Source organism: Sorangium sp. So ce385, assembly GCF_051474135.1.
GTDB classification, from domain to species: Bacteria; Myxococcota_A; Polyangia; order Polyangiales; family Polyangiaceae; genus Sorangium; species Sorangium cellulosum_D.
In genome coordinates this window covers 2,870,081-2,892,524 of sequence record NZ_CP150337.1, presented here as the reverse complement: position 1 = coordinate 2,892,524, position 22,444 = coordinate 2,870,081, and the positions used below count along the sequence as shown (strand labels likewise).

Here is a 22,444-nt window from a genome sequence, read left to right as displayed (position 1 = left end):
GCCCGCCTAGGGAGCGGCGGGCCCGAGCTCGCGGCGGACGAGCGCCTCCAGGGCGTCGATGAAGCGAGGCCGCGTGTTCACGGCCGGCGCCCGCTCGAGCCGGGCGAGGCCCGCCTCCCGGGCGATGACGTGCGCCTCGACGTCGAGATCGTAGAGGGTCTCGACGTGATCCGCGACGAAGCCGATCGGCGCGACCAGCGCCTCGCGCGCGCCGCGCGCGGCGAGCGCCTCGAACGCCGACCGGAGATCCGGGCCGAGCCAGGCGTCGCCGGTCATGCCCTGGCTCTGGAACGCGACGAGCACCGGGTTGCCCCGGGGCGCGACGCGGCGCTCCACCTCGGCGGCCATCGCGCGGAACTGGCGCTCGTACGGATCGCCGGCGTCGATAATCCGCTGCGGCAGGCTGTGGGCCGAGAGGATCACCGCCACGCGCGCCCGGCGCTCCTCGGGGAAGCGCGCGAGCGCCTCGTCGATCACCTCGACGAAGGCGTCGATCAGCGCCGGCTCGAGCCCCCACGCGGGCACGCACCGGACCTCCATGCCGCCTTGCTTCGCGGCCGCGTCGCGGACCACGGCGTGGTAGACGTCGACGGACTGCGGCGCGAGCGGCAGCGAGACGACGCTGCGCACGCCGCTCGCGTGGAGCGACGCGAGCACCTCGCCGGGATACGGATGAAAGAGGCGCCCCGCGATCGCGACCGGGAGGCCGATACGCGCGGCGAGCGCGTCCGCCTGCGCCTGCGTGATGCGCATGAGCGGCGAGCCGCCGATCCTCTCGAAGCGGCGCCGCACCTCCTCGATCAGCTCCGGCGGGGCGGGCCGGCCGCGGCGGATGTTGGCGAGGAACGTCGGCAGATCGTCGAGCCGCTCGACGGTCCCGTGGCAGCTGAGGAGGACGGCGGTGGTCACGGCGCCACTCTACATCGCCGCCGCGCGGGCAGCGCCGGCGTCGACCGCGCGCGGCGGCGCGGCCGGCGCATCGCCGAGGATCACTCCGCGTCCCAGGCGACGACGACGCGATCGTGGCCGATGAGGCCGTTCCTCTTGCGGGCGAGGTGCTGCGCGACGACCCGGTCGCCGGCGGCGTAGACCCGCACCTCCGTGAACGCCAGCCCGTCGTCGGTCTCGATGCCGTCCAGGATCTCCGTCGCGTCCAGCTGGCGCGCCCAGCCCGAGACCGGATCGCGGAAGAGCTCGTCCTTGAGCCGCTCCAGGATCGCCTGCCTCCCGGTGGTGACGTTGGGATGAGCCGGGGGATGCCGTCCGCTCACCTCCTCGATCACCGCGTCGTCGGCGTAGATCCGGGAGAGGGCCTCGATGTCCTTGCCCTTCAGCGCGCGGGTGATCTCCGCGAGCAGCCCGCCGCTCACCCGCTGGGCCGAAGGTCGCGTCCGCTCCGAGCCTTCCATACATGCTTGCATGGGACGCGGCGGCGTGGGCGTCGAGCCCAGGAGGGACGAGTCCGCGATGCCGATGTCGAGCGCTGAGCTCGCACGCCGCGACCTCCGTCCGGGCGAGATCGCGACGGGCGGCGAGTTGCAGCGTCCGGACGGACGTGGTGAATAGAGAGGGTTATGACGCAGCGCCGCACGGTCGTCCTCGCCGATCTCCACCTCGTGCGCCAGACGCCGGGCGACGTGACCGCAGATCTCGCCCGGTTCGTCGCGGCCCATCCGGGGGCCCGCCTCGTGGTCGCGGGCGATCTCTTCGATCTCTCGTCCGAGTCGCCCTGGATGCCGCGGCCGCGCGCGCTGCGCGAGGCGCTCTTCGCGCACCCGACCGCGCGGGCGGCGCTCGCCGAGCACCTCGACCGGGGCGGCGAGCTCTGGCTCGCGGGGGGCAACCACGACGCCGAGGTCGGAGCGCCCGACTTTCCGCAGGCGCTCGGCGAGGCGCTCGAGCTGACCGGCGAGGCCCGGTCGCGGATCCGGACGACGCCCTGGTTCTTCCGCGAGGGGGGGATCCACATCGAGCACGGGCACCTGTACGACCCGGACAACGCCCCTGCGCACCCGCTCGTGGTCGGCGAGCGCAGCCTCGGCGTCCACTTCGTCGAGGAGTTCATCGCGCCGACCGGCGCGCACCGTTATCTGCAGGCGAACGACCAGACGCCGCTCCGGCTGTTCCTCTCGGCGTTCACCTGGTACGGCCCCCGCGCGCCGTACGTCATCTACCGCTACTTCCACGCGGCGATCGGCGCGATGCTGAAGAGCGGTCCGCTCTACCGCGCGCGGGGCGAAGCGGAGGTGGGGGCCGAGGTCGTCGAGCGCTTCGCGCACGAGCTCGGGGTGCCGCGCGCGATGGCCGACGAGCTCCTCGGGCTCGCGGCCACGCCGACGCTCGAGAGCGCGGCGAGCACCTTCACGCGGCTCTACTTCGATCGCGTGATCGCGACGCTGTCGATGGGCGCGGGGGTCGCGGCGCTCGGCCTGGGCGCGCGGGAGACCGGCGCCGCGGCGCTGAGCCTCGGCGCGCTGCTGATGGGCGTGAGCTGGGCGAGCGGCCACAACCGCTACGCCGGCACCGTCGCGGAGCGGCTGGCCGAGAGCGCCGGCCGCGTGGCGAGGACGACCGGCGCGAAGCTGGTGGTCTTCGGCCACACGCACAAGGAAGCGCTCGGCGACGGGTACGCGAACACCGGCAGCTTCTCGTTCCCGCGCACCGCGCCCGGCAGGCCGTACGTGGAGATCGAGGGGCCGCCGGACGCGCCGCGCGCGGTGAGCCGCTTCTGGACAGCGGTCGCGTGAAGCGCTGACGATCTAGCTTCCGCTCGCGTGCGCGGTGAGCGCGCCCTCCACCAGGTCGAGCGCGATCGGGACGTCCTCCTCCGGGATCGGCGTCCCGCCGAGCATCGCGGCGAGCAGGCGCTCCCGCGGCTCGGGGCGCAGCAAGAGCGGGCCGCCGCCGCACGCACGGCACACGAGGCCGCCGCGCGCCGGGTCGGCGTGGGCCGACTGCGTCGCGTCGCACGCGCGCCCGCACCGGACGCACTGCGTGAGCTCGAGACCCCAGCCGAAGGCGGTCAGCAAGCGCAAGCCGGTCTCCGCCAGGAGCGCCTGAGGCGGCGGCGCGGACTCCTCGTCGAGCCGATCGAGGAGCTGGTTCAGCTCGCGCCACGCCGCCGGCTCGGCGGTGTGCGCAGGCGCGATCTCGCGCACCCAGCGCAGCGCCCGCCCCGCGACCTCGAGGCGCCCGAGATCCCCCGCGAGCCGCAGGCGCGGGCGCTCGATCGCGGCCTCGGTGAGCTGGGCCAGCTCGGCGCCGGGGCGGACCTCCAGGGTCACGCGCAAGAGGTGCATCGGCTCGAGCGCCGGGAAGCGCTTCGCCGAGCGGCGCGCGCCGCGCGCGGTGGCAGAGAAGAGCCCGCCCTGCTCGGTGAAGAGCCCGACCAGGAGATCGGCTTCACCGAAGGGGACACGCCGGACCAGGAGCGCCTCGGTGCGGAGCCGCTCCGTCCGCGGGCGAACGGATCGGGGCATGGCAGGAGATGGCAGAGGACGGCGGGTTGAATCGCGAGCCGCGGCGAGCGCGCGGCGAAAATTTGGCCCTCAGGCCGAGAGCGAGGTACGAGCCCCCGCGACGGTGCCCTTCGACAGCTCCGGCGGCATGTCGTGGCCGCGGGGCCGGAGCACGATGCTGAGCGCCAGCGTGAACAAGATGAGCAGCAGCACGAACGCGATCGCGACCCCGAACCGCCGGCTCTGGGTGCGGCGCGCGGGCGCTGCGATAGGCAACGGCGTCACCAGCGCGATCCGGCGGCTCGCCGTGTATCGGGCCAGCACCTCCTCCATCGGGAGCGAGACGGCGCGGGCATACGCCTTCAGGAACCCGCGGACGAACACCTCGCCGGGCAGGTCATCGAAATGATCTGCCTCGATCCGCTCGATGGAGATCACGGGGATGCGCGTGGCGCGGGCGACCTCCTCCACGCTCATGGCTCGGGCCTCACGCGTGCGTCTCAGGTAGCGTCCGATCGACTCCATCCCATTCCACCCATCGTCATTCGGTCGTCACTCTACTCACCCCGAGAACCGTTGCTCAACCCCTTAACGCTCCCCGAGATCCTTCTCGGAGCGAGGCGCGCCGAGGGCCTATTGCAACGTCTGTAACTGTGCAGCGCAGCGCTGCCCCACCGGCGTCGTCGCGTCGATCTCGCGGCACCGCTCGAGATCGGCGCGCGCGTCGTCGACGAGCCCCCTCTTCTCGGCGACGCGGGCGCGCGCGTCGAACGCGTCCTGCAGCCGCCGGCATTCCGGCTGGTCGGTCTCGACCGCCCTGGTGAACGCCTCGCGCGCCAGATCGAGCTCGCCCCGCTTCTCGTAGGCGAGGCCGAGCCGGTACTGCCCCACGCAGAAGAGGGGCTGCGCCGCGACCGCGCGGCGTAGCGCGTCGATCGCCGCGTCGTTGTCGCCCTTGAGCAGGTACGCCCAGCCGAGGTTGCCCCACGACTTCTCCGGCGAGGCGTAGAGGATGTCCTCGGAGAGCGGCTTGAGCACCGCGATCGCCTCGTCGTAACGCCGCTGGTGCACGAGGATGACCCCCAGCGCGTTCTTCGCGTCCCGCATCTCGGGGTTCGCCTCGAGGGCGCGCCGGGCCATCTTCTCGGCGCTGTCGAACCGGCAGTCGCTCGAGTGGGCGTCGCCGGCGCAGAAGCCGAGCAGGATCAGCGCGCCCAGGTAGGCCGCCTCCGCGTTGTCCTCGTCGAGCGCGAGCGCCTTCTCGACGTGCGCGAGCGCCTCGCGCAGGCGACCGTGCTGGAACGCATCGCGCGCGAGGTCGTACTCGGCGAGCGATCGCGTCTCGTCCGCTTGCGCCGCGGGCTGCGCGCCGCCGCACGCCGCGAGCGCGAGCGGCGCAACCGGAGCAACCGACGCGACCGCGAGCAGCGACCGGAGCGACAGGACGACAGCCGCGCCGCGGATGCACCCCGCGCGGGTCGCTGCTGTCATGTGTCGCTGCGATGTCATGTGCGATCTTGATTCCGCTGCTGAGCAATGCCGCAGCGCGGCAGCACGTCAGGGCGAGAGGTGAGCTGCCCTGCGGGGACCCCTGAGTAAACCAGGCCGCTGGTCACGTCAACCCGCGAATCTGCCTCGTAGACGCGGCGCGTCCTCGCGATCGCGATTCCGCTTTCAGCAGATGTCAGGTCAGCCTAGGATGCCGGAGCGGGGGATTCCTGGACCTCACTGTTCGCCGCGGATCTCGTCCTTGACGCCGAGCAGGCTGAACAACCTCCGCAGCGCCTCGACGTCGGGGATCTCGAGGCGCTCGTCGGCGACGCGCAGGTACTGGCCCTCGCGGAGCTGCTGCACCGCGCGCTTCACGGTGTCGACGTCGAGGCCGACGCGGGTCGACAGCTCCATCGGCGAGATCGCGAACGAGGCGCCGCTCGACGAGGCGTTGCTCGCGGCGCGCGACTGCTGCGCGAGCTTGAGCAGGGCGTTCACCACCTTCGACTGCGTGTCGGTGAGCATCATGATCTCGATCTGGTCCTCCGCGTCGCGGAGCCGACCCACGAGCTGCTTGATGATGCGCAGGGCGACGGCCGGGTTGCGCTCGACGAGGTTCTGCAGGGTGCCCTGATCGAGCGCGAGCGCGACGCCGCGGGACAGCGCGATCGCCGTGGACCAGCGCGCCGCCCCGCCGAGGAGCGCGGACTCGCCGAACAGATCGCCGGGCTTCAGGACCATCAGGCTGCGCTCGGCGCCGCGGACCTTCTTGATGAGCCGGATCCTCCCCTCCTCCAGGAGATAGGCCTCGGTGCCGGGCTCGCCCTCGCGGAAGATGACGTCGCCCGCCTCGAACGGGCGGCCGAACCGGGCGCGGAGCCGCTCGGGATCGGGCACCGACTCGGCCGGCTCCGCGCGGGCGGAGAGCTCGTCGGGCGCCTCGGGCGCCGCGGCGGGGGTGGAGCGAGGACGCGCAGGCGCCGCAGCCGCAGCGGGCAGCGGCGCGGGCTCCGCGTCGCTGTCGCTCGAGGCTTCGCGCTCCGCGTCGGGCGCGACGCCGTCCCCTTCAGACGAGCTGGTCATCGGGGCGGAGTGTATCCCAGCTCGGCTGGCTTCGCGTCCGGCGCGCGCACATAGAGCGGCTCGAGGAGCTCCGGGTCGTGCCCGCGGGCCGCGCTCCCGCGATCGCCGCCCGGCGCGGCGGCCCGGAGCCGGCCCGCCGCGAGGCGCGCGATCCACGCGGCGTCGGGGAAATCCAGCGCCTCGCCGCGGACGGCGAGGGGCCGGAGCGCCTCGATCTCGTCGGCGACCGCGCCGACGACGACGATCCGGCGGCCCGCGGCGAGCGCGGCCACCGCGTCGAACGCCGCGTCGCGCGGCAGGTGCCGCGGCGGCATCGAAGGCGGCGCGGCGGGCCGGTCGAAGGCGGCGAGGAAGACCTCCCCCTTCTTGGCGTCGATCAGCGGAACGAGCAGATCGCCGGGGGCCGCCGCGCCTCCGGCGAACGCGGCGGCGGCCATCGCCTCGAGCGACGTGACGCCGGCGATCGGGGTGTCGAGCGCGAGCGCGACGCCCTTGGCCGCCGCGACCGCCACGCGCACGCCGGTGAACGAGCCGGGCCCCACGTCGCAGCCGAGCGCCTCGACCGCCGCGGGCGGCACGCCCGCCGCGGCGAGCACCTCCTCGATGGCGCCGAAGATGCGCTCCGCGTGGCCGTGGAGGTCGGCGTACGCCGTCGCGGCGAGCAGGCGCCCGCCCGCGCCAAGCGCCGCCGCGCGATCGGCGTCGGGGGCGGCGCCGCCCGGAGGCGCGGCCGCCTCGGCGGAACCGTCCAGGTCCGCTGCATCGAAGAGCGCGACGCTGCCGCGCGGGGTCGAGGTCGAGAGGGCGAGGAGCTTCAAGGCGCGCTCGGGAACGTTGCAGACGCGGTGCTGTCTGGCAGAACCACGGGCCACGGGCAACGAGCTTCAGCGAGGTGCTGGGGGCCGCGGCCCTTCGGCCGGGCCCGGGCGCGGAGTGCGAGCGGATGCGCGATCAACGAGCGATGCTGCCGGCGCTCCTCGTCTCGACGCTCGTGCACCTCGGCGCGTGGGGGTCCGCGCGGCTGGCCCCGGAGGCGCCCGTGAGCGCTCCCGCCGCGCCCACGGCGGCGCGCGAGCCCATCGATCTCTGGACCGGGACCACCGCGGCGCTGCCGGGCAGCGGCGGTGCCACGCCCCCGGCCGACGCGCGCACCGGACCGGAGCGCGCCCCGGCGGCGCCCGCTCCGGCCGACGCCGCCCGGCCCGAGGCGCCCGCGGCGCGCCATGACGAGACCGGCGTCGCGCCGGCGCCGCCCGCGACGGCGCCGCGCGTCCAGGCGGCGCCTCGGCCCAGGGCGGCGCCCCGGCCCAGGGCGACGCCGCGGCCCGCGGACGAGCGCCGCGCGCCCGCGGCGGACGAGGCCGCCGGCGACGCGGCGCGCCCCGCCGCGGCGCGGACGAGCGCGGGCGAGGGCGGAGACGGCGACTTCGGGGCGGCCGGCCCGAGCGCGGTGCGCAGCCTCGGGCGCGCATTCACGAGGGCGATCCCGCCGGCGTGCCAGGCGGATCCGATCTGGGCGACGCTGCCGCTGGGGAGCGCCGGGAAGGCGCGCTTCGTGATCGACATCGACGAGGCCGGGCACATCGCGTCGTGGCGCCCGGAGGGGGAGGAGCCGCCCGCGCGGCACCTCGGCAACCTGGCGAAGCGGACGATCGCGCTGCTCGGCCGAGGGACGTTCGCCGTGGCGCGTGGCGCGGTGACGGCCGGGAAACAAACGCTCGAGGTGAGCGCCGTGATCCGCGCCGGCGCCGAGGACGGCGAGACGGGCGCGCCGGCCGACTTGGCGTGGCGCTTCGAGGGCGGTCGCGGCAAGGCGTCGTTCGCCCAGCCCGGGGGCCGCCTGGTCGACGTCGTCGTCCAGGTGGTGCGCACGGAGGCCGCGCGGGGCGCGCCCCCCGGCTGATCGCGTCGCGCGGCCTCGTCCAGGCCAGGCCGCGCGTCGCCCGCCTGCGCGCGGGGCGCGCTCTCCAGCGCGGTCCCGGCGCTGCTTGCGGTCTCCCCTCGAAGCCCTACGTCCGGCGCGTGGAACGGCTCCGCGCTGCCGCATGGGCGTGTGTCGGGTTCCTCGGCGCCGCGCCGCTCGCTGCCTGCGACGACCGGGCGACCGCGCTCTCCCCCCCGGCGCTTCGCGAGGCGGCGAGCGCGCCGTGCTCGATCCCGCGCGAGGAGCTGCCGCCGGCGGCCGGCGGCGCGTGGCCCCTGCCCGCGCTGATCGAGCAGGTGCGGCCCGTCGTGGTGACCGTCGCCACGCTGCGGGCGACCTCGCTGCCGGACGGGCGCGCGACCCCGACATCCCCCTTCGGCCGCAGCGCGCCGCGGGTGGAGCGGGCGATCGGCTCGGGGTTCGTGATCGCCGCGGAGGGGCTCGTGCTGACGAGCGAGCACGTGATCGGCGACGCGTTCGGCATCGAGGTGCAGCTCTCGGACGAGCGCGCCTTCGAGGCGACCGTGGTCGGGCGCGATCCTGCGCTCGACGTGGCGCTGCTGAGGCTGCGCGGGGCGGGGCCGCTGCGCGCCGCGTCCCTCGGATCGAGCGCTCCGATCCGGCCAGGAGACGACGTCCTCGTGATCGGCAACCCGTTCGGGCTCGGGCCGACGGTGACCCGCGGCATCATCAGCGCGACGTCGAGGCCGATGGGCGCGGGGGGCCTCGACGGGTACCTCCAGACCGACGCCGCCATCAACCCTGGCAACAGCGGCGGGCCGCTCTTCAATGCGGCGGGACAGGTGATCGGCATCGCGACGGCGATCCACGAGGGCGGCCGCGGCATCAGCTTCGCCCTGCCGATCGACGAGGTGCTGGAGATCCTCCCCGAGCTGCGGGAGACCGGCCGCGTGGACCGCGGGCGCCTCGGGATCAGCTTCCAGGAGGTGACGTCGCCGCTCGCGCGCGCGCTCCGGCTCCCCGGCCGGATGGGCGCGCTGATCACCGAGGTCGAGCCGGAGAGCCCCGGGTCGCGCCTGGGCTTCAGGCCCGGCGACGTGATCACGTCGGTCGAGGGGCGCCGCGTCGACCACGCGCGCGAGCTCGCGCGCGCGCTCCGGCGATCCAAGCCCGGAGACGAGGTGAAGATCACCTACAAGCGCGGCGGCGCGGACCGGCGCGCCACGGTGAAGCTCGAGCGATCGGCCCTGCGCGATCCGCCGCCGGGCCGGCGCGCGCCGGACGGCCGCGCCCCCACGGACGCCGAGGAGCCGCCGTTCGGCGTGCTGGCGAGCGACGCGCTCGAGGGCGCGCTCGTCGAGTCGATCTCGCCGCAGAGCCCGGCGGCCGGCCACCTCGAGGTGGGCGACGTGGTCCTCGACCTGAACGGCGCGCCGGTGCGCGGCGGCGCCGATCTGACGGCGCGCCTGCTCGCGGCCGGGCGCCAGGATCTGCTGCTCCGGGTGCGGCGCAACGGCGCGACCCGGTACCTCGCCGTCCCGGCGCGCTGACGGGCGCCGCGCCGGCGAGCTCGGTCCGCGCGCGGCGCGGAGGCGGAGGCGGGCTGGCGGGCTACATGCCCGCGATGGAGGCTGCTACGTTACGCCGCATGGGAGCTTCGGCAGGCGCGAGTTGCCCGATTTGCCGCAAGTCGGCGGGGCCCAGGCCCGAGAACGCGGTCTTTCCGTTCTGCTCGCCCCAGTGCAAGCTGGTGGATCTCGGCCGCTGGCTCGACGGCAGCTACCGGGTGCCCGGCCCACCCGTCTCCTCGACGAACGACGACGAGGCCCTGGAGTCGAGGGGACGGACGGATGGGCTCGGCGGCAACCTTCAGGAAGAGGACGAATGATCGCTCGCCGCGCGCTTTGCCTGCTCACCGTTCTCGCGTCAGCCGCCGCGGCGTCCACCGCCGCGGCGCAGCAGGGCCAGCCGGCCCTGGGGGCGTCGCCCGGCGCTGCCGCGCCCGCCGGCGCCGCGCCCGCGCAGACGAACCCGTACGATCCATCGATGCAGGCCGGCGGCCTTGCGCCGCCGCCTCCCATGACGATGCCCGAGCCGGAGCCCGTGTCGCCCGACGACACGGAACGACGCCTCGACGACGCGAAGAAGGAGGACTCGGGCCGCGGGCTCGAGCTCATCTGGCTGAACGTCGAGGGGGGCTACGAGAACGTCGGCCTCCAGACGTTCAACATCGACGAGGAGGAGCTCACGGCCGGGTTCATCTCCAGCTCGGCGAACGGCGGCGTCCTCGGCGCCGGCGCGGGCGTCCGGCTCCTCTACTTCACGCTGGGCGCGCGCGGGCGGGTCGGGTTCTTCGACGACTGGCAGCTCTTCAGCCTCGGCGGCGAGGTCGGCCTGCACCTCCCGCTCGGCCGGCTCGATCCGCACGTCGATCTCGGCTTCGGCTACGCCGGGCTCGGGAGCTTCAAGAGCGCGGTGAGCGGCGCGGCCGACGCCATCGCGATCCGCGGCGTCTACGGGAGGATCTCCGGCGGGCTCGACCTCTACCTCTCGCCGGTCTTCTCGATCGGCGCGAACGCGAGCTGGGAGCTCCTGGCGCTGACCAGGCCCGGGCTCTCCACGGCGCAGATCGACCGGATCAAGGGCGAGGCCGCCGCCACGCCGCAGCAGGCCAAGGCCGATCTGCTCGCGGCCGAGGGCTCCAGCGTGGGCTCGGCGCTCGCCTTGACCGCGGTCGCCGGGCTCCACTTCTAGCCGCCGCGCCGCCGGCCCCACCGCCCTGCCGCTCGCGCCATGAACGCCGCCTCCGTGCTCCTCTGGCTCGCCACCGTCGCCGCGCCGGTCGGGGGGCTCACCGCGCTCCTCCTCGCGTCGCAGCGCCTCTACGGCAGGCGCCGGTTCGTGGTGGCGACCGCGGCGCTCGGCGCGCTCGCGTTCGTGCCGGCGCTGCTGCTCGAGAGCTTCCTCCAGCGCTGGCAAGGCCTCGACAAGAACGCCGGCACGCTCGACGCGGTGACGCTCGTCTACCTGTTCGTCGTCGCGGCGCCGCTGGAGCAGGGGCTCAAGGTCGCGGCGGTCGCGCCGATCGCCCGGCTGCGCACCGTGGAAGAGCCGTTCGACGGGCTCGTCTACGCGGCCGCCGCGGCGCTCGGGTTCGTGTCGGCCCACAACGCCGTGTACCTGTGGGGCCGGCCGCTGTCGTCGATCGACATCGTGCGGGCGCTGCTCGCCGTGCCGGCGCACCTCTCCTTCGCCTCGCTCTGGGGCTACGCGCTGGGCCGCGAGCGCAAGCGGCCGCTGGGCGGGCGCCGCTTCAACGCCGCGTGGCTCGTGGCGATGGTGCTCAACGGCGCCTACGACTACATCGTCTTCGCGTGCCGCCCGGTCGCGCTCTTCCTCGCGGCCCCGGTGCTGCTCGGCATCGGCTTCGTGGTCTTCCTGGCCGCGCGCGATCTGCTCCGCCGGAGCGCATCGCCCCACAGCTCGCAGCGCAAGGAGCGCCGCTTCCTGCCCCACATCGCGCCGCCGTCGCTCGGCACGGTGCGCGAGGCGCTCAGGCGCACGGAGCGGCCGGTGATGCTCACCTGGATCGCCTTCGGCGCGCTCGTCACGGTCGGGGTGATGACCACCACGCTCGCCCTCGCGGTCGCGCTCGGCCACCGCTTCGGCGTCGACTTCGCGGCGGTGGATCGCGGCGACGCCTCGACCGCCGCGGCAGCGCCGCTCCTGCTCCTGGTCGCCGGGGCGATCGCGGCGTTCCCGTTCGCCGGCTACCTGGTCGCCCGGGCGTCGTCGACCGGCAGCCTGCTCGAGCCGGCCGCCTCCGCGGCGCTCGCCATCGTCGGCACGCTGGTGCTGCTCGGCCTCGCGGCGCCCGTCGCCGTGGTGTTCGCGACCGCGCTCGCCCCGATCGCCTTCAGCCTCGCGTGCGCGGGCGCCTGGATCGGCACGACGCGCTGACCGCGCGGCGCGCCCTCGCGACGGGCGCTACGCGGTCGCCGCCTTCGCCGCCGGCTGGTGCTTCGCCACCTCGTCCTGGAACCTGCGGAGCAGCTCCTGCGCCGCGGGCGTGAGGTTCCGCGGCACCTCGACCTGGACGATCACCTGGAGCGAGCCGCGTCCGCGGCCGTCGATCCGCGGCGCGCCCTTGCCCTTGACCGAGATCACCTCGCCGGGCTGGACGCCCGCCGGGACCTCGACCTCGACCGCCGTGTCGTCCGGCAGGTCGATCTTGACCGTGCTGCCGAGCGCCGCGTCGACGAAGGAGATGGGCACGCGCGTGATGAGATCGAGGCCGTCGCGCTCGAAGCGCTCGTCCGCGGCGAGATCGACGTCGACGTAGAGATCGCCCGGCGGCGCGCCCTGGGCGCCCGGCATGCCCTGGCCCGGCACCCGCAGCCGCTGGCCGCCGTCGATGCCGGCCGGGAAGTTGACCACGACCTTCCGCGTCTTCTCGACCGCCCCGAACCCCTTGCAGACGGCGCACGGCGTCTTGATGACCGACCCCTCGCCCGAGCACTCGGGGCAGGTCTGGGTGAACATCACGAAGCCGCGCGAGGTCGAGACCTGACCGGCGCCGCCGCACGTGCCGCACGGCTTGCGCTTGGTCCCCGGCTTCGCGCCCGAGCCGGAGCACTCCTCGCACGCGACCGGCGTCCGCAGGACCACCTCGCGCTTGCAGCCGAGCAGGGCGTCGCGCAGCGAGAGCCGCTGCTGAACCCGGATGTCCTGGCCGCGCGCCGGCCCGCGCCGCCGCCGCTGCCCGCCGCCGAAGCCGCCGAAGAACTCGGAGAAGATGTCCTGGAAGTGCGAGAAGATGTCGCTGTCGGCCGCGCCGCCCATCCCCTCGAGGCCGGCGTGGCCGAACTGGTCGTACCGCCTGCGCTTCTCCTCGTCGGAGAGGACCTGGTACGCCTCGGTGGCCTCTTTGAAGCGAGCCTCCGCCGACGCATCGCCGGGGTTCCGGTCCGGGTGGTACTTCAACGCAGCCTGACGATAGGCCTTGCGAATGTCGTCAGGCGTCGCGTCCCGCGCGAGGCCAAGAACTTCGTAGAAGTCGCGCTTTTCACTCATGAATGGTGGACCGCCGCGTCGATCCTGCCCGACAGGGGGCATAGGCGCCGGCAGACCATAAGTCGTCGCCCGCGCCTGTCAACGCGTAATACAGCGTGAACGCCCAAGGTGACCCGGGCGTCGCGAGGATCTTCCGTGCGGGCCGCGGGGCTGCTACTGGCCGCGCGGGCCGCGGCGCTGCTACTGGCCGCGGCGCTGGAACGCGGGCGTGTCCCAGTCGGAGTCGAGCGGCGGGACGAAGCTCGCGCGGTCGCGCGGGCCGCCGCCGCCCGCCGACTGCACCTGCGGCGCCGGACGACGGGTGGCCGGGTACGCGACCTCCTCGTGACGGTGCGGCTGGCGCTGCGTCATGGGAGGAGCGCTCGGGGCGGAGCGGGCCGACATCGGCCCGGTCGCGGCGGAGAGCGACGCGCCGATGGAGTGCGCGGTCGCGCGGGGCTGCGCGGCGCTCGCGAGCTGCTGGGGGACCTCGGCGACGAGGTGATCGAAGCCGGTGGCGATGACCGTGACCTTGATCATCTCGCCCATGTTCTCGTCGATCGTCGCGCCGAAGATGATGTTCGCGTCCTCGTGCGCCTGCTCCTGCACGAGCGTCGCGGCCTCCTCGATCTCGCGCATCCGCATGTCGGGGCCGCCGACGATGTTGATGAGCACGCCCGTCGCGCCCTCGACGGAGATGTCGTCGAGCAGCGGCGAGCTGACGGCCATCTCGGCGGCGAGGCGAGCGCGGCCCTGCCCCTTCGCGCAGCCGGTGCCCATGAGCGCGCGGCCCATGTTCGACATCACCGTCTTCACGTCCGCGAAGTCGACGTTCACGATCCCGTTCTGCGTGATGAGATCGCTGATGCCCTTGATCGCCTGGTAGAGGACCTCGTCCGCCTTGCGGAACGCCTCGACGAACGAGAGGTCCTCGTCGCCGAGCGTGAGGAGCTTCTGGTTCGGGATCGTGATCAGCGTGTCGACGTGCTCGGCGAGCATCGCGAGGCCGAGCTCGGCGCGGCGCGAGCGCTGCTTGCCCTCGAAGAAGAACGGCTTCGTCACGACGCCGACGGTGAGGCACCCCTCCTCGCGCGCGAGCTGCGCGATGACCGGCGCGGCGCCGGTGCCGGTGCCGCCGCCCATCCCCGCGGTGACGAACACCATGTCCGCGCCCTGGATGCACTCCTTCACCCGGGTCACGTCCTCGAGCGCCGCCTTGCGGCCCTTCTCGGGATCGGCGCCCGCGCCGAGACCGCGCGTGACGCTCGCCCCGATGTGGAGCTTGGTCGGCGCGAGGCTCGCGCCGAGCGCCTGGGCGTCGGTGTTGACGACGATGAACTCCACGCCCTCGAGGCCGAAGTTGATCATCGTGTTGACTGCATTGCCGCCAGAACCGCCACAACCGATGACCTTGATCCGGGCGTCGTACCCGGTGTGCTCGTCGGCAAACTCGATGGAGAAACTCATGAACTCCTCCCGGGGATGTACAGCTAGCCGCTCGGCCCGGCGCCGACCCTCGCGGAGGTCGAGCGGCACGGAACCCTAAGTATGCGAGGACGTCCTCGCTCCGGACGGCGTTCGGCGGGGCGCCTCTTCCCCTTCGAACACCGCTTTTCAGACCCTCTTGACTTTGCGTTCAAGAGGGCTCGCCAGCGCGTTCTCCGGCCCTCTCAAACCCAATTGTCTAACAACTTTCTCTTGCTACGTCATGCCTAGAATGCTGCTCGCAGCCAGTTCCAGAACCTCCCGCTCGACCTCTTTTCAATCTGCATTTCTTCGATGACTTCCCGGCGCGGCTCGCGCTCGCGGAGCTTCTCGCGGCGGGCCTCCGCGCGGCCGGCGTGAGCGGACTCGTGCGTCACCGGCGTGAGCGCGCGCGCCTGCGCGAGAGCGTTGGCGCCGTACTGAACGAGGCCCACCCCGGTCGCGTACTGCGGGCCAGCCACGAGCTGCGTGATGCCTCGCACGCCGACCGGCACGCCGAGGCGCACCGGCATCCCGAGGATCTCCTCGGCGAACTCGGTCATCCCCTCCATCAGGACGCCGCCGCCGGTGACCACCGCGCCGGCCGAGAGCTGCTCCAGCATGCCGGTGTCCTCGATCCGCTTGCGGATGACCGCGAAGATCTCCTCGACGCGCGGCTCGATGATGTCCGACAGGACGCGGCGCGCCGCCTTGCGCGGCAGGTGCCCGCCGACGCCGGGGACCTCGATCTCCTCCTCGTCGCCGACCATGCGGCCGAGGGCGCAGCCGGCGTTGCGCTTCAGGCGCTCTGCCTCGCCCATCGGCGTGCGCAGCCCGGCCGCGATGTCCGCGGTCACGTTGTTTCCGCCCGCCGGGATCACGCTGGCGTGCGCGATGCCGCCGTCCACGTAGAGCAGCAGGTCGGTCGTGCCGCCGCCGATGTCGATGATGGCGACGCCGATCTCCTTCTCGTCCTCGGAGAGCACCGCCTCGGCGCTGGCGAGCGGCTCCAGCACGACGTCGGCCACGGTGAGGCCGCAGCGCTCCGCGCAGCGGACGACGTTCTGGACGCACGAGGTCGCGGCGGTGATGAGGTTCACCTTCACCCCGAGCCGGACGCCGCTCATGCCGACCGGGTCGCGGATGCCGTCCTGGTTGTCGACCGTGAACTCGCGCGGCAGGACGTGCAGGATCTGGCGATCGGCGTCGACCGGGATGGCCCGCGCGCCCTCGAGGACGCGCTCGACGTCGAGCCGGGTGACCTCGCCGCCCGAGACCGCGGCGACGCCGTCGGACTGCTGGCAGCGGATGTGGCTGCCCGCGACGCCGGCGTAGACGGTGCGGATCTCGACGCCCGCCATCGTCTGCGCGGCCTCGATCGCCTCGGCGATCGAGCGCACCGTCCAGTCGATGTTGCTCACCACGCCCTTCCTCAGGCCGCGGCACGGGACGTTGCCCACCCCGAGGATGGTGATCCCATCAGCGTCGATCTCGCCCACGACCGCCGAGACCTTGGTCGTCCCGATGTCGAGGCCGACGACGATCTCAGTAGTCTCCATCCGGCTCTTCATTGCGTGCACCACCTCATGCGGGGACGAGCCCCATGCGCGTGTCAGGCGGGCACGACGCTGCCACGAGCCAAGAGAGCCGGCCAAGTTTTGCTCGGCGATCGCCGGCGCGGAGAGCGGGCGCGACGGCGGTCATCTCATCCTCACCACGACGCGCTCGGGGTGCGCGTCGTTGTCCAGGAAGATCACCGACGCGCTCGCCTTCCGCTGGGCGAGCTCGGTGAGCACCCGCGCCGCCTGGCCGACCTTGTCGCGGTAAGGCGGCTGCCCGAGGTGGAGCGCGATCCCCTCCTTGCCGATGGTGGTGACAACCGACCCGTCCCGCTCGACGTGGAGCTCCTGGATCGGATAGCGGCGGGCGACGCCGGCGCGCTCCATGTCCTCGACGACGTCGAGCAGGCGCCGGACCGCGATGACGACGCCGGCGCGATCGCGCGCCACCTGCTCGCCGGTGATCCCCGTGACGATCGGGAGATCGAACGGGTCGTCCTCGGCGAGCTCCTTGAAGAGCTCTCCGTCGCGCGTCGCGAGGTAGAGATCGCCGCCGATCGCGACGAGGGCCTGCGCCTCCCGCTCGACGACGCTGACGTGGACCGTCGAGGGGAGCTTCCGGGTGACCGTCGCCTTCTCGATCCAGGGATCGGTGGAGATGGAGGCGCCGGCGAGCTCGAGGTCGAGCGTGAAGATGTTCTTGCCGACCTCGATGCCGCCGGAGCTCGCGACCTGCTCGGCGGAGCGGCGCACCGCGCCGTCGACGAGCACCGTGCGCACGGCGAAGCGGGGGCTCGACACGATGTAGCGGCGCGCGCCCCACGCGACCGCGGTCGAGGCGATGAGCACGACGGCGGCGCCCGCGAGCAGCTGGAGCGCGCGGAGGTGGCGCGAGACCGGCCGCGCCGGGCGCGCCTCCGCGGGCGAGCCGCTCGAAGGCGGCGGGCGCGGCGGGCGCACGGAGACGCTCGTCGCGGGCGGGGGCGGCGACTCGTGCGACGACGGGGTCGCCGGCCGCACGCGCTCGTTCTTCGGCGCCGGCGCGGCGGCCACGGGCTCCGGCTTCGGGCCGCGCGCGGGCGCCGCCCGGCCAGGCGGCGCGGGGGGCGCCGTCGACGCGCGACGGCGGTTCGGCGGCGGGGCGCTCGGGCGCTCGGTCATGGGCTGCCCTCCTGCGGCGCCTTCGCCTCGAGGCGCGCCTTGAGCTCCCGCACGCAGGCGTTCACGTCGCCGGCGCCGAGCGCGATGACCACGTCGCCCGGCCGGACGATCTGCTCGAGCGCCTCCGCGAGGTCGGCCTTGTCCGCGACGTAGCGCGCGTCGTGGTGGCCGTGCTCCCGGATCGACTGGACGAGGCGCTCGGCGGTGACGCCGGGGATCGGCGCCTCGCCCGCGGGGTAGATGTCCGTGACGAGCAGCACGTCGGCCTGGTTGAAGGCGCGCGTGAACTCGTCGAAGAGGTCGCGCGTGCGGGTGTGCCGGTGCGGCTGGAAGGCCACGACGACGCGGTGGTCCTCGCCGGGGAACGCGCGCCGAGCCGCGTCGATGGTGGCGCGGATCTCGGCCGGGTGGTGGCCGTAGTCGTCGATCAGCGTGACGCCGCCGATCGAGCCGACGACGGTGAAGCGGCGCGCGACGCCGCCGAACGTGGCGAGCGCCTGCTTGGTGACGTCGAGCGGCACCTCGAGCTCGTCCGCGACCGCGATCGTGGCGAGGCAGTTCAGGACGTTGTGCGCGCCGGGCATCTTCACCGTGAACCCGCCGAGCGGCTCGCCCCGGCGGTACGCGTTGAAGCTCGTCTCCAGGCCGCGGAACTGGATGCCGCGCGCCGAGTAGTCCGACTGCGGCGAGACGCCGTACGTGACGTGGCGGCGCGGGATGCGCGGGAGCAGATCCTGGACGTGCGGGTGGTCGAGGCAGAGCACGGCCAGCCCGTAGAACGGCACGCGCGCGGCGAACTCGACGAAGGCGTCCTTGATGCGCTCGTGCGTGCCGTAGTGATCGAGGTGCTCGGGATCGATGTTGGTGACGACCGCGATCGTCGGGGTGAGCCGCAGGAACGAGCCGTCGCTCTCGTCGGCCTCGGCGACGAGCAGGTCGCCGGCGCCGAGCCGCGCGTTCGTGCCGAGCGCCGCCATCTTGCCGCCGACGACGACGGTGGGATCGAGGCCGGCGGCGCGCAGGACCGTGGCGACGAGGGAGGTCGTGGTGGTCTTGCCGTGCGAGCCCGCGATCGCGACGCCGTACTTCACGCGCATCAGCTCGGCGAGCATCTCCGCGCGGCCGATCGCCGGGATCCCGAGCGCGCGCGCCTCGGTGAGCTCGGGGTTGTCGGGCCGGATGGCGCTCGAGTACACGACGACATCGACGCCGCAGACGTTCTCGGCGCGGTGGCCGATGTCGATCCGGACGCCGAGCGACGTGAGCCGCCGCGTGGTCGAGCTCTCCTTGAGGTCCGAGCCGGAGACCTCGAACTCGAGCGAGCGCAGGATCTCGGCGAGGCCGCTCATCCCGACGCCCCCGATGCCGACGAAGTGAACGTGGCGAACCCGACCGCGGAACATCAGCCTGCCTCCTCCTGACCGAGGGCAGCACCGAGCGGCGCGGCCTCTTCCATCACGGCGCGGCGCTGCGCCTCCCCGCCGCGCGCCGCGCGGCCGAAGGGGGCCGGGAAGCGCAGCGCGCGGTGGCGCGGAGCCCGCGCGAGCTCGAGCAGATCGGCGGCGACGCGCGCCGCGGCGTCCGGCGTGGCGAAGGCCGCCGCGGCGTCCGCCATGCGGGCGCGGAGCGCGGGCGCGGCCGCGAGCCGGGCGATCTCGCCGGCGAGGCGCGCCTCGGTGGCGTCGGCCTGGGCGATCGCCACGGCGGCGGAGGCCCGCTCGAGGGACTGCGCGTTCTTCAGCTGGTGATCGTCGGCCGCGAACGGGTACGGGATCAGGATCGACGGGCGCCCGACGGCGCAGAGCTCGGCCAGCGTCGACGCGCCCGCGCGGGCGATCACGACGTCGGCCGCGGCGAGCGCCTCGGCCACGTCGTCGATGAACGGGACCACGCGCGCGCGCTCCGCGAGGCCGAGCTCGGCGTAGAGCGACCGGACCGCGGCCTCGCGGTCCCTGCCCGTCTGGTGCACGACCTCGAGGTCGACGCCGCGCTCGCGGCCCTGCGCGATCGCGCGCGGGACGACGTCGTTCAGGGCGAGCGCGCCCTGGCTGCCGCCGAGCACGAGCAGGCGGAGCTTGCCCTCGCGCGGCGCGTACGGCGCGCGGGCGAAGGCGCGCCGGAGCGGGACGCCGAAGAGGCGCACGGTGCTCGGGCGCAGCGCGCGCGCCGCCTCCGGAAAGGCGACGTACGCGCGGTCGACGATGGGCGAGAGGAGCCGGTTCGAGAGCCCGAGGACGCTGTTCGGCTCCAGGATCGCGACCGGCACGCCGAGCGAGCGCGCCGCGAGGGAGACCGGGCCGCCGGCGTACCCGCCGAGCGAGAGGACGACCCGGGCGTCGAGCCGCTCGACGAGCCGCCTCGCCTCCGGCAGGACGCGGCCCGCGCGGGCGGCGCCGCGCACGAAGCCGGAGAGCCCGCCCCCGCGGAGCGGCAGGACGTGGAGCAGCTCGAGGGTGTCGCCGCGCTCGCGCATGACGCGCACCTCGATGCCGCGCGCGGTGCCGACGTAGACGACGCGCGCCTCTTCGTCGCGCGCCGCGGCGCGGACCGCGTCGCCGACGGCGACCATCGGGAAGACGTGGCCGCCGGTGCCGCCCCCGGCGATCAGGACGGTCACCATGCGCCGCCCCCCTCCGCCGAGGTGGCGATCACGGCGGACGCGCTCGGCGCGTCCGGGACGGGCGAAGCGCCCGCCGCGCCCCCCTGCGCGGTGGCCACCGGGGTCCGCGCGCGGCTGATGCTGAGCAGGATGCCCGCGGCCGCGGCGTTCACGAGCAGCGACGAGCCGCCGTAGCTGAGGAACGGCAGCGTGAGCCCCTTCGTCGGGAGGATCGCCATCGCGACGGCGAGGTTCGTCATCGCCTGCACGCCGAAGAGCGTCGCGATGCCGAACGCCATGAAGCTGCCGTAGTCGTCGTCGGCCTCGAGGGCGATCTTCACGCCCCGCGAGACGATGACGAGGTACGCCGCGCAGAGGCCGACGATGCCGACGAAGCCGAGCTCCTCGCCGACGATCGCGGACACGAAATCGGTGTGCGCCTCCGGCAGGTAGAGCACCTGCAGCCCCCGCCCGAGCCCGAGGCCGAAGACCCCGCCGGAGCCGAAGCTCATGACCGACTGGAACGGCTGGTACGCCAGGTCGGCGCGGTTGTTGTCCATGTCGATCCACGCGAGGTAGCGCGCGTAGCGGTAGCCGCTGAAGCGCACGAGCGCGGCGGCGGCGAGCGCCATCAGCATGGAGAACGCGGCGATGTACGGGACGCGCGCGCCCGCGACGAACAGCAGCGTGAAGGTCAGGAAGAGCAGCACGACCGCGCTGCCGAAATCGGGCTGCTTGAGGCAGAGGAGCATCAGGAGCCCGACCACGATGAGGTGCGGGAGGAAGCCGACGGAGAACGACTTGATGCGGTCGGCCTTCTTGGAGAGCGAGTAGGCGAGCCAGAGGACGATCCCGAGCTTCGCGACCTCGGCCGGCTGCACGTTGACCGGGCCGAGCGCGAGCCACCGGTACGCGTTGCCCGCCTTGTGGCCGAGCCCCGCCACGCAGGCGACGAGCATCGCGGTCACGGCGATGAGCACCGGGTACGTGAGGACCTTGATCCGGCGGTAATCGATGCGGCTCGTGATCCACATCGTGGCGATCGCGAGGACCGCGTAGACGGCCTGGCGCTTGAGGAAGAACTGCGCGTCCTTGTAGCGGACGGTCGCCTCGACGGCGCTCGCGCTGTAGACCATCACCACGCCGAAGCCGATGAGCGCGGTGACGACCGCCGCGAGCAGGGCGTCGACGGGCCCCGAGGGGCTCGACCCCTTCCAGAAGGCCTCGGCGGCCGCGAGGGCCGCGCCGGGCGCCGGCTTGTCCTGCTCCGAGGGACCGATGTGCCGGTTCTTGGGCGCGCCTTCGCCCGCGCCGAGCTTGCCGCTCCACATCACGACGCCACCTCCCCGGCGGCTCGCTCCAGCGCGCGGACCGCGCGGACGAAGGCGTCGCCGCGGTCCTTGTAGTCGCGGAACATGTCGAAGCTGGAGCACGCGGGGCTGAGCAGCACCGCGTCGCCCGGCCGTGCGAGCGAGCGCGCGGCGCGGACCGCCTCGTCCATCGAGCCCGCCCGCGCGATCGGCAGGGCGCCCTCCGCCGCGGCGGCGATGCGGTCCGCGGCCTCGCCGAGGACGACGAGGGCGCGCCCCCGCTCGCGCAGCGCGGCCACGAGCGGCGCGTAGTCGCCGAGCTTGTCGCGCCCGCCCGCGATCAGCACCGCCTTCGCCTCGCGCAGCCCGGAGAGCGCGGCGACCGAGGCCCCGACGTTGGTCCCCTTCGAGTCGTCGTAGTAGCGGACCCCCTCGACGTCGGCGACGAGCACCGTCCGGTGCGGGAGCCCCTCGAAGCGCGCGAGCGCGTCGGCGATCGCCGCCGGCGGGGCGCCGAGCGCGGCGGCCAGCGCGACGGAGGCGCAGGCGTTCGCGAGGTTGTGCGCGCCCGAGAGGCGGACGCGCTCCAGCGGGTAGCTCGCGCCGGCGACGCGATCGACGATCGCGCCGCCCGAGGCGCTCACGTCGGCGCGGGCGTCGCGCCCGCTGAACGTCACCACGCGGGCGCGACCGCGCGCCGCCTGGCGGGCGACGAGCGCGTCGCCGAAGGGCACGACCGCGACGTCCTCCGGCGTCATCCGCTCGAACGGGTTGCCCTTCGCGTCCGCGTACGCCGCGAAGCTCGGGTAGCGATCGAGGTGATCGTCCGTGATGTTCAGCAGGGCGTGCGCGCGGGCGTGCAGCGTCGGGACGCGCTCCGCCTGGAAGCTCGAGATCTCGAGGACGAGCGCGTCCCACGCCTCCCCGACGGCCTCGGCGAGCGGGGTCCCGAAGTTGCCGCCGACGAAGGTGCGGAGGCCGGCGCTCTCGAGCATCGCGCCCGTGAGCGCCGTCGTCGTGCTCTTGCCGTTGGTCCCGCCGACGAGCACGATCGGCGCCGACACGAAGCGCGACGCGAGCTCGAGCTCGCCGATGACCTCGCGCCCGGAGCGCTCGACGGCGTCGAGCGCGGGGAACGACGGCACGCCCGGCGAGACGACCACGAGGTCGGCGCCGTCGAACAGCGCCGGATCGTGCCCGCCCGGCGCGAGGACGGCGCCCTCCGCCTCGAGGGACGCGGCCGCGGCGGAGAGCCGCTCGCGCGGCGCGCCGTCGTTCGCGATCACGCGCGCGCCGCGCGCAAGGAGGAGGCGCGCGGCCGCGACGCCGCTCCGCCCGAGCCCGACGACGATCACTGTTCGCCCGCGGACGTCCATCATGCC

21 protein-coding genes are annotated in these 22,444 nt (G+C 74.2%); 6 read left to right on the top strand and 15 right to left on the bottom strand.

What is annotated here, in order from left to right; translation table 11 throughout:
* Positions 1–6: 6 nt before the first annotated feature.
* Positions 7–909, bottom strand: a complete 903-nt coding sequence (hemH, locus tag WME83_RS10800) for a ferrochelatase (RefSeq protein WP_437319192.1) — start codon at positions 907–909, stop codon at positions 7–9.
* 80 nt (positions 910–989) lie between these two features.
* Positions 990–1,409: a hypothetical protein gene (locus WME83_RS10795; protein ID WP_437319191.1), complete on the bottom strand. Its 420-nt coding sequence runs from the start codon at positions 1,407–1,409 to the stop codon at positions 990–992.
* A gap of 165 nt (positions 1,410–1,574) precedes the next feature.
* Between WME83_RS10795 and WME83_RS10790 the strand changes: the two genes are divergently transcribed.
* Positions 1,575–2,747 (top strand): hypothetical protein, encoded by a 1,173-nt coding sequence (locus WME83_RS10790; protein WP_437319190.1) that lies wholly within the window; start codon positions 1,575–1,577, stop codon positions 2,745–2,747.
* Positions 2,748–2,759: 12 nt separating this feature from the next.
* Here WME83_RS10790 and recO read toward each other — a convergent pair whose 3' ends face one another.
* The 5 genes from recO to tsaB all read right to left on the bottom strand — a co-directional run bounded on the left by recO (position 2,760) and on the right by tsaB (position 6,850).
* Positions 2,760–3,479 carry a DNA repair protein RecO gene (gene recO, locus WME83_RS10785; RefSeq protein WP_437319189.1) on the bottom strand — a complete coding sequence of 240 codons (720 nt, stop codon included), beginning with the start codon at positions 3,477–3,479 and terminating at the stop codon, positions 2,760–2,762.
* 69 nt (positions 3,480–3,548) lie between these two features.
* The gene (locus WME83_RS10780) at positions 3,549–3,983 is read right to left on the bottom strand and encodes a helix-turn-helix domain-containing protein (protein ID WP_437319188.1); all 435 of its coding nucleotides are present in this window, start codon (positions 3,981–3,983) and stop codon (positions 3,549–3,551) included.
* A gap of 108 nt (positions 3,984–4,091) precedes the next feature.
* The gene (locus WME83_RS10775; RefSeq protein ID WP_437319187.1) at positions 4,092–4,949 is read right to left on the bottom strand and encodes a tetratricopeptide repeat protein; all 858 of its coding nucleotides are present in this window, start codon (positions 4,947–4,949) and stop codon (positions 4,092–4,094) included.
* 234 nt (positions 4,950–5,183) lie between these two features.
* Positions 5,184–6,032: a Crp/Fnr family transcriptional regulator gene (locus tag WME83_RS10770; protein ID WP_437319186.1), complete on the bottom strand. Its 849-nt coding sequence runs from the start codon at positions 6,030–6,032 to the stop codon at positions 5,184–5,186.
* Positions 6,029–6,850, bottom strand: coding sequence for a tRNA (adenosine(37)-N6)-threonylcarbamoyltransferase complex dimerization subunit type 1 TsaB (tsaB, locus tag WME83_RS10765; RefSeq protein ID WP_437319185.1), 822 nt, complete (start codon positions 6,848–6,850; stop codon positions 6,029–6,031). Before tsaB ends, WME83_RS10770 begins: the two co-directional genes overlap by 4 nt.
* A gap of 125 nt (positions 6,851–6,975) precedes the next feature.
* On the opposite strand from tsaB, the gene WME83_RS10760 reads away from it, so the two are divergent.
* The 5 genes from WME83_RS10760 to WME83_RS10740 all read left to right on the top strand — a co-directional run bounded on the left by WME83_RS10760 (position 6,976) and on the right by WME83_RS10740 (position 11,877).
* Entirely contained in the window at positions 6,976–7,935 is a 960-nt protein-coding gene (locus WME83_RS10760) for a hypothetical protein (protein WP_437319184.1), read from the top strand.
* Positions 7,936–8,054: 119 nt separating this feature from the next.
* The gene (locus WME83_RS10755) at positions 8,055–9,467 is read left to right on the top strand and encodes a trypsin-like peptidase domain-containing protein (RefSeq protein WP_437319183.1); all 1,413 of its coding nucleotides are present in this window, start codon (positions 8,055–8,057) and stop codon (positions 9,465–9,467) included.
* Between the two features lie 98 nt (positions 9,468–9,565).
* Positions 9,566–9,805 (top strand): DNA gyrase inhibitor YacG, encoded by a 240-nt coding sequence (locus WME83_RS10750; protein ID WP_437319182.1) that lies wholly within the window; start codon positions 9,566–9,568, stop codon positions 9,803–9,805.
* The gene (locus tag WME83_RS10745) at positions 9,802–10,671 is read left to right on the top strand and encodes a hypothetical protein (protein ID WP_437319181.1); all 870 of its coding nucleotides are present in this window, start codon (positions 9,802–9,804) and stop codon (positions 10,669–10,671) included. The genes WME83_RS10750 and WME83_RS10745 overlap by 4 nt, the downstream gene beginning before the upstream one ends.
* A gap of 39 nt (positions 10,672–10,710) precedes the next feature.
* Positions 10,711–11,877, top strand: coding sequence for a PrsW family intramembrane metalloprotease (locus tag WME83_RS10740; protein ID WP_437319180.1), 1,167 nt, complete (start codon positions 10,711–10,713; stop codon positions 11,875–11,877).
* Positions 11,878–11,904: 27 nt separating this feature from the next.
* Here WME83_RS10740 and dnaJ read toward each other — a convergent pair whose 3' ends face one another.
* The 8 genes from dnaJ to murD all read right to left on the bottom strand — a co-directional run bounded on the left by dnaJ (position 11,905) and on the right by murD (position 22,441).
* Positions 11,905–12,990, bottom strand: coding sequence for a molecular chaperone DnaJ (gene dnaJ, locus WME83_RS10735; RefSeq protein WP_437319179.1), 1,086 nt, complete (start codon positions 12,988–12,990; stop codon positions 11,905–11,907).
* A 180-nt stretch (positions 12,991–13,170) separates the two neighbouring features.
* The gene (gene ftsZ, locus WME83_RS10730; RefSeq protein ID WP_437319178.1) at positions 13,171–14,436 is read right to left on the bottom strand and encodes a cell division protein FtsZ; all 1,266 of its coding nucleotides are present in this window, start codon (positions 14,434–14,436) and stop codon (positions 13,171–13,173) included.
* A gap of 245 nt (positions 14,437–14,681) precedes the next feature.
* Positions 14,682–16,004: a cell division protein FtsA gene (gene ftsA, locus WME83_RS10725; protein WP_437319177.1), complete on the bottom strand. Its 1,323-nt coding sequence runs from the start codon at positions 16,002–16,004 to the stop codon at positions 14,682–14,684.
* Positions 16,005–16,133: 129 nt separating this feature from the next.
* Complete coding sequence (locus WME83_RS10720; RefSeq protein WP_437319176.1) at positions 16,134–17,153, bottom strand: cell division protein FtsQ/DivIB; 1,020 nt, start codon at positions 17,151–17,153, stop codon at positions 16,134–16,136.
* On the bottom strand, positions 17,150–18,556 hold the full coding sequence (gene murC, locus WME83_RS10715; protein WP_437319175.1) for a UDP-N-acetylmuramate--L-alanine ligase: 1,407 nt from the start codon (positions 18,554–18,556) through the stop codon (positions 17,150–17,152). Before murC ends, WME83_RS10720 begins: the two co-directional genes overlap by 4 nt.
* Positions 18,556–19,773, bottom strand: a complete 1,218-nt coding sequence (gene murG, locus WME83_RS10710) for an undecaprenyldiphospho-muramoylpentapeptide beta-N-acetylglucosaminyltransferase (RefSeq protein WP_437319174.1) — start codon at positions 19,771–19,773, stop codon at positions 18,556–18,558. Before murG ends, murC begins: the two co-directional genes overlap by 1 nt.
* Entirely contained in the window at positions 19,767–21,083 is a 1,317-nt protein-coding gene (gene ftsW / locus WME83_RS10705; protein WP_437319173.1) for a putative lipid II flippase FtsW, read from the bottom strand. Before ftsW ends, murG begins: the two co-directional genes overlap by 7 nt.
* Complete coding sequence (murD, locus tag WME83_RS10700; RefSeq protein ID WP_437319172.1) at positions 21,083–22,441, bottom strand: UDP-N-acetylmuramoyl-L-alanine--D-glutamate ligase; 1,359 nt, start codon at positions 22,439–22,441, stop codon at positions 21,083–21,085. Before murD ends, ftsW begins: the two co-directional genes overlap by 1 nt.
* Positions 22,442–22,444 lie beyond the last annotated feature (3 nt).

Bases quoted from the DNA above. Each gene is read 5' to 3' on its own strand.
- WME83_RS10795 (WP_437319191.1), bottom strand. From the start codon at position 1,409: ATGGAAGGCTCGGAGCGGACGCGACCTTCGGCCCAGCGGGTGAGCGGC.
- WME83_RS10790 (WP_437319190.1), top strand. From the start codon at position 1,575: ATGACGCAGCGCCGCACGGTCGTCCTCGCCGATCTCCACCTCGTGCGC.
- recO (WP_437319189.1), bottom strand. From the start codon at position 3,479: ATGCCCCGATCCGTTCGCCCGCGGACGGAGCGGCTCCGCACCGAGGCG.
- WME83_RS10780 (WP_437319188.1), bottom strand. From the start codon at position 3,983: ATGGAGTCGATCGGACGCTACCTGAGACGCACGCGTGAGGCCCGAGCC.
- WME83_RS10775 (WP_437319187.1), bottom strand. From the start codon at position 4,949: ATGACAGCAGCGACCCGCGCGGGGTGCATCCGCGGCGCGGCTGTCGTC.
- WME83_RS10770 (WP_437319186.1), bottom strand. From the start codon at position 6,032: ATGACCAGCTCGTCTGAAGGGGACGGCGTCGCGCCCGACGCGGAGCGC.
- WME83_RS10760 (WP_437319184.1), top strand. From the start codon at position 6,976: ATGCGCGATCAACGAGCGATGCTGCCGGCGCTCCTCGTCTCGACGCTC.
- WME83_RS10750 (WP_437319182.1), top strand. From the start codon at position 9,566: ATGGGAGCTTCGGCAGGCGCGAGTTGCCCGATTTGCCGCAAGTCGGCG.
- WME83_RS10745 (WP_437319181.1), top strand. From the start codon at position 9,802: ATGATCGCTCGCCGCGCGCTTTGCCTGCTCACCGTTCTCGCGTCAGCC.
- WME83_RS10740 (WP_437319180.1), top strand. From the start codon at position 10,711: ATGAACGCCGCCTCCGTGCTCCTCTGGCTCGCCACCGTCGCCGCGCCG.
- dnaJ (WP_437319179.1), bottom strand. From the start codon at position 12,990: ATGAGTGAAAAGCGCGACTTCTACGAAGTTCTTGGCCTCGCGCGGGAC.
- ftsZ (WP_437319178.1), bottom strand. From the start codon at position 14,436: ATGAGTTTCTCCATCGAGTTTGCCGACGAGCACACCGGGTACGACGCC.
- ftsA (WP_437319177.1), bottom strand. From the start codon at position 16,004: ATGAAGAGCCGGATGGAGACTACTGAGATCGTCGTCGGCCTCGACATC.
- WME83_RS10720 (WP_437319176.1), bottom strand. From the start codon at position 17,153: ATGACCGAGCGCCCGAGCGCCCCGCCGCCGAACCGCCGTCGCGCGTCG.
- murC (WP_437319175.1), bottom strand. From the start codon at position 18,556: ATGTTCCGCGGTCGGGTTCGCCACGTTCACTTCGTCGGCATCGGGGGC.
- murG (WP_437319174.1), bottom strand. From the start codon at position 19,773: ATGGTGACCGTCCTGATCGCCGGGGGCGGCACCGGCGGCCACGTCTTC.
- ftsW (WP_437319173.1), bottom strand. From the start codon at position 21,083: ATGTGGAGCGGCAAGCTCGGCGCGGGCGAAGGCGCGCCCAAGAACCGG.
- murD (WP_437319172.1), bottom strand. From the start codon at position 22,441: ATGATGGACGTCCGCGGGCGAACAGTGATCGTCGTCGGGCTCGGGCGG.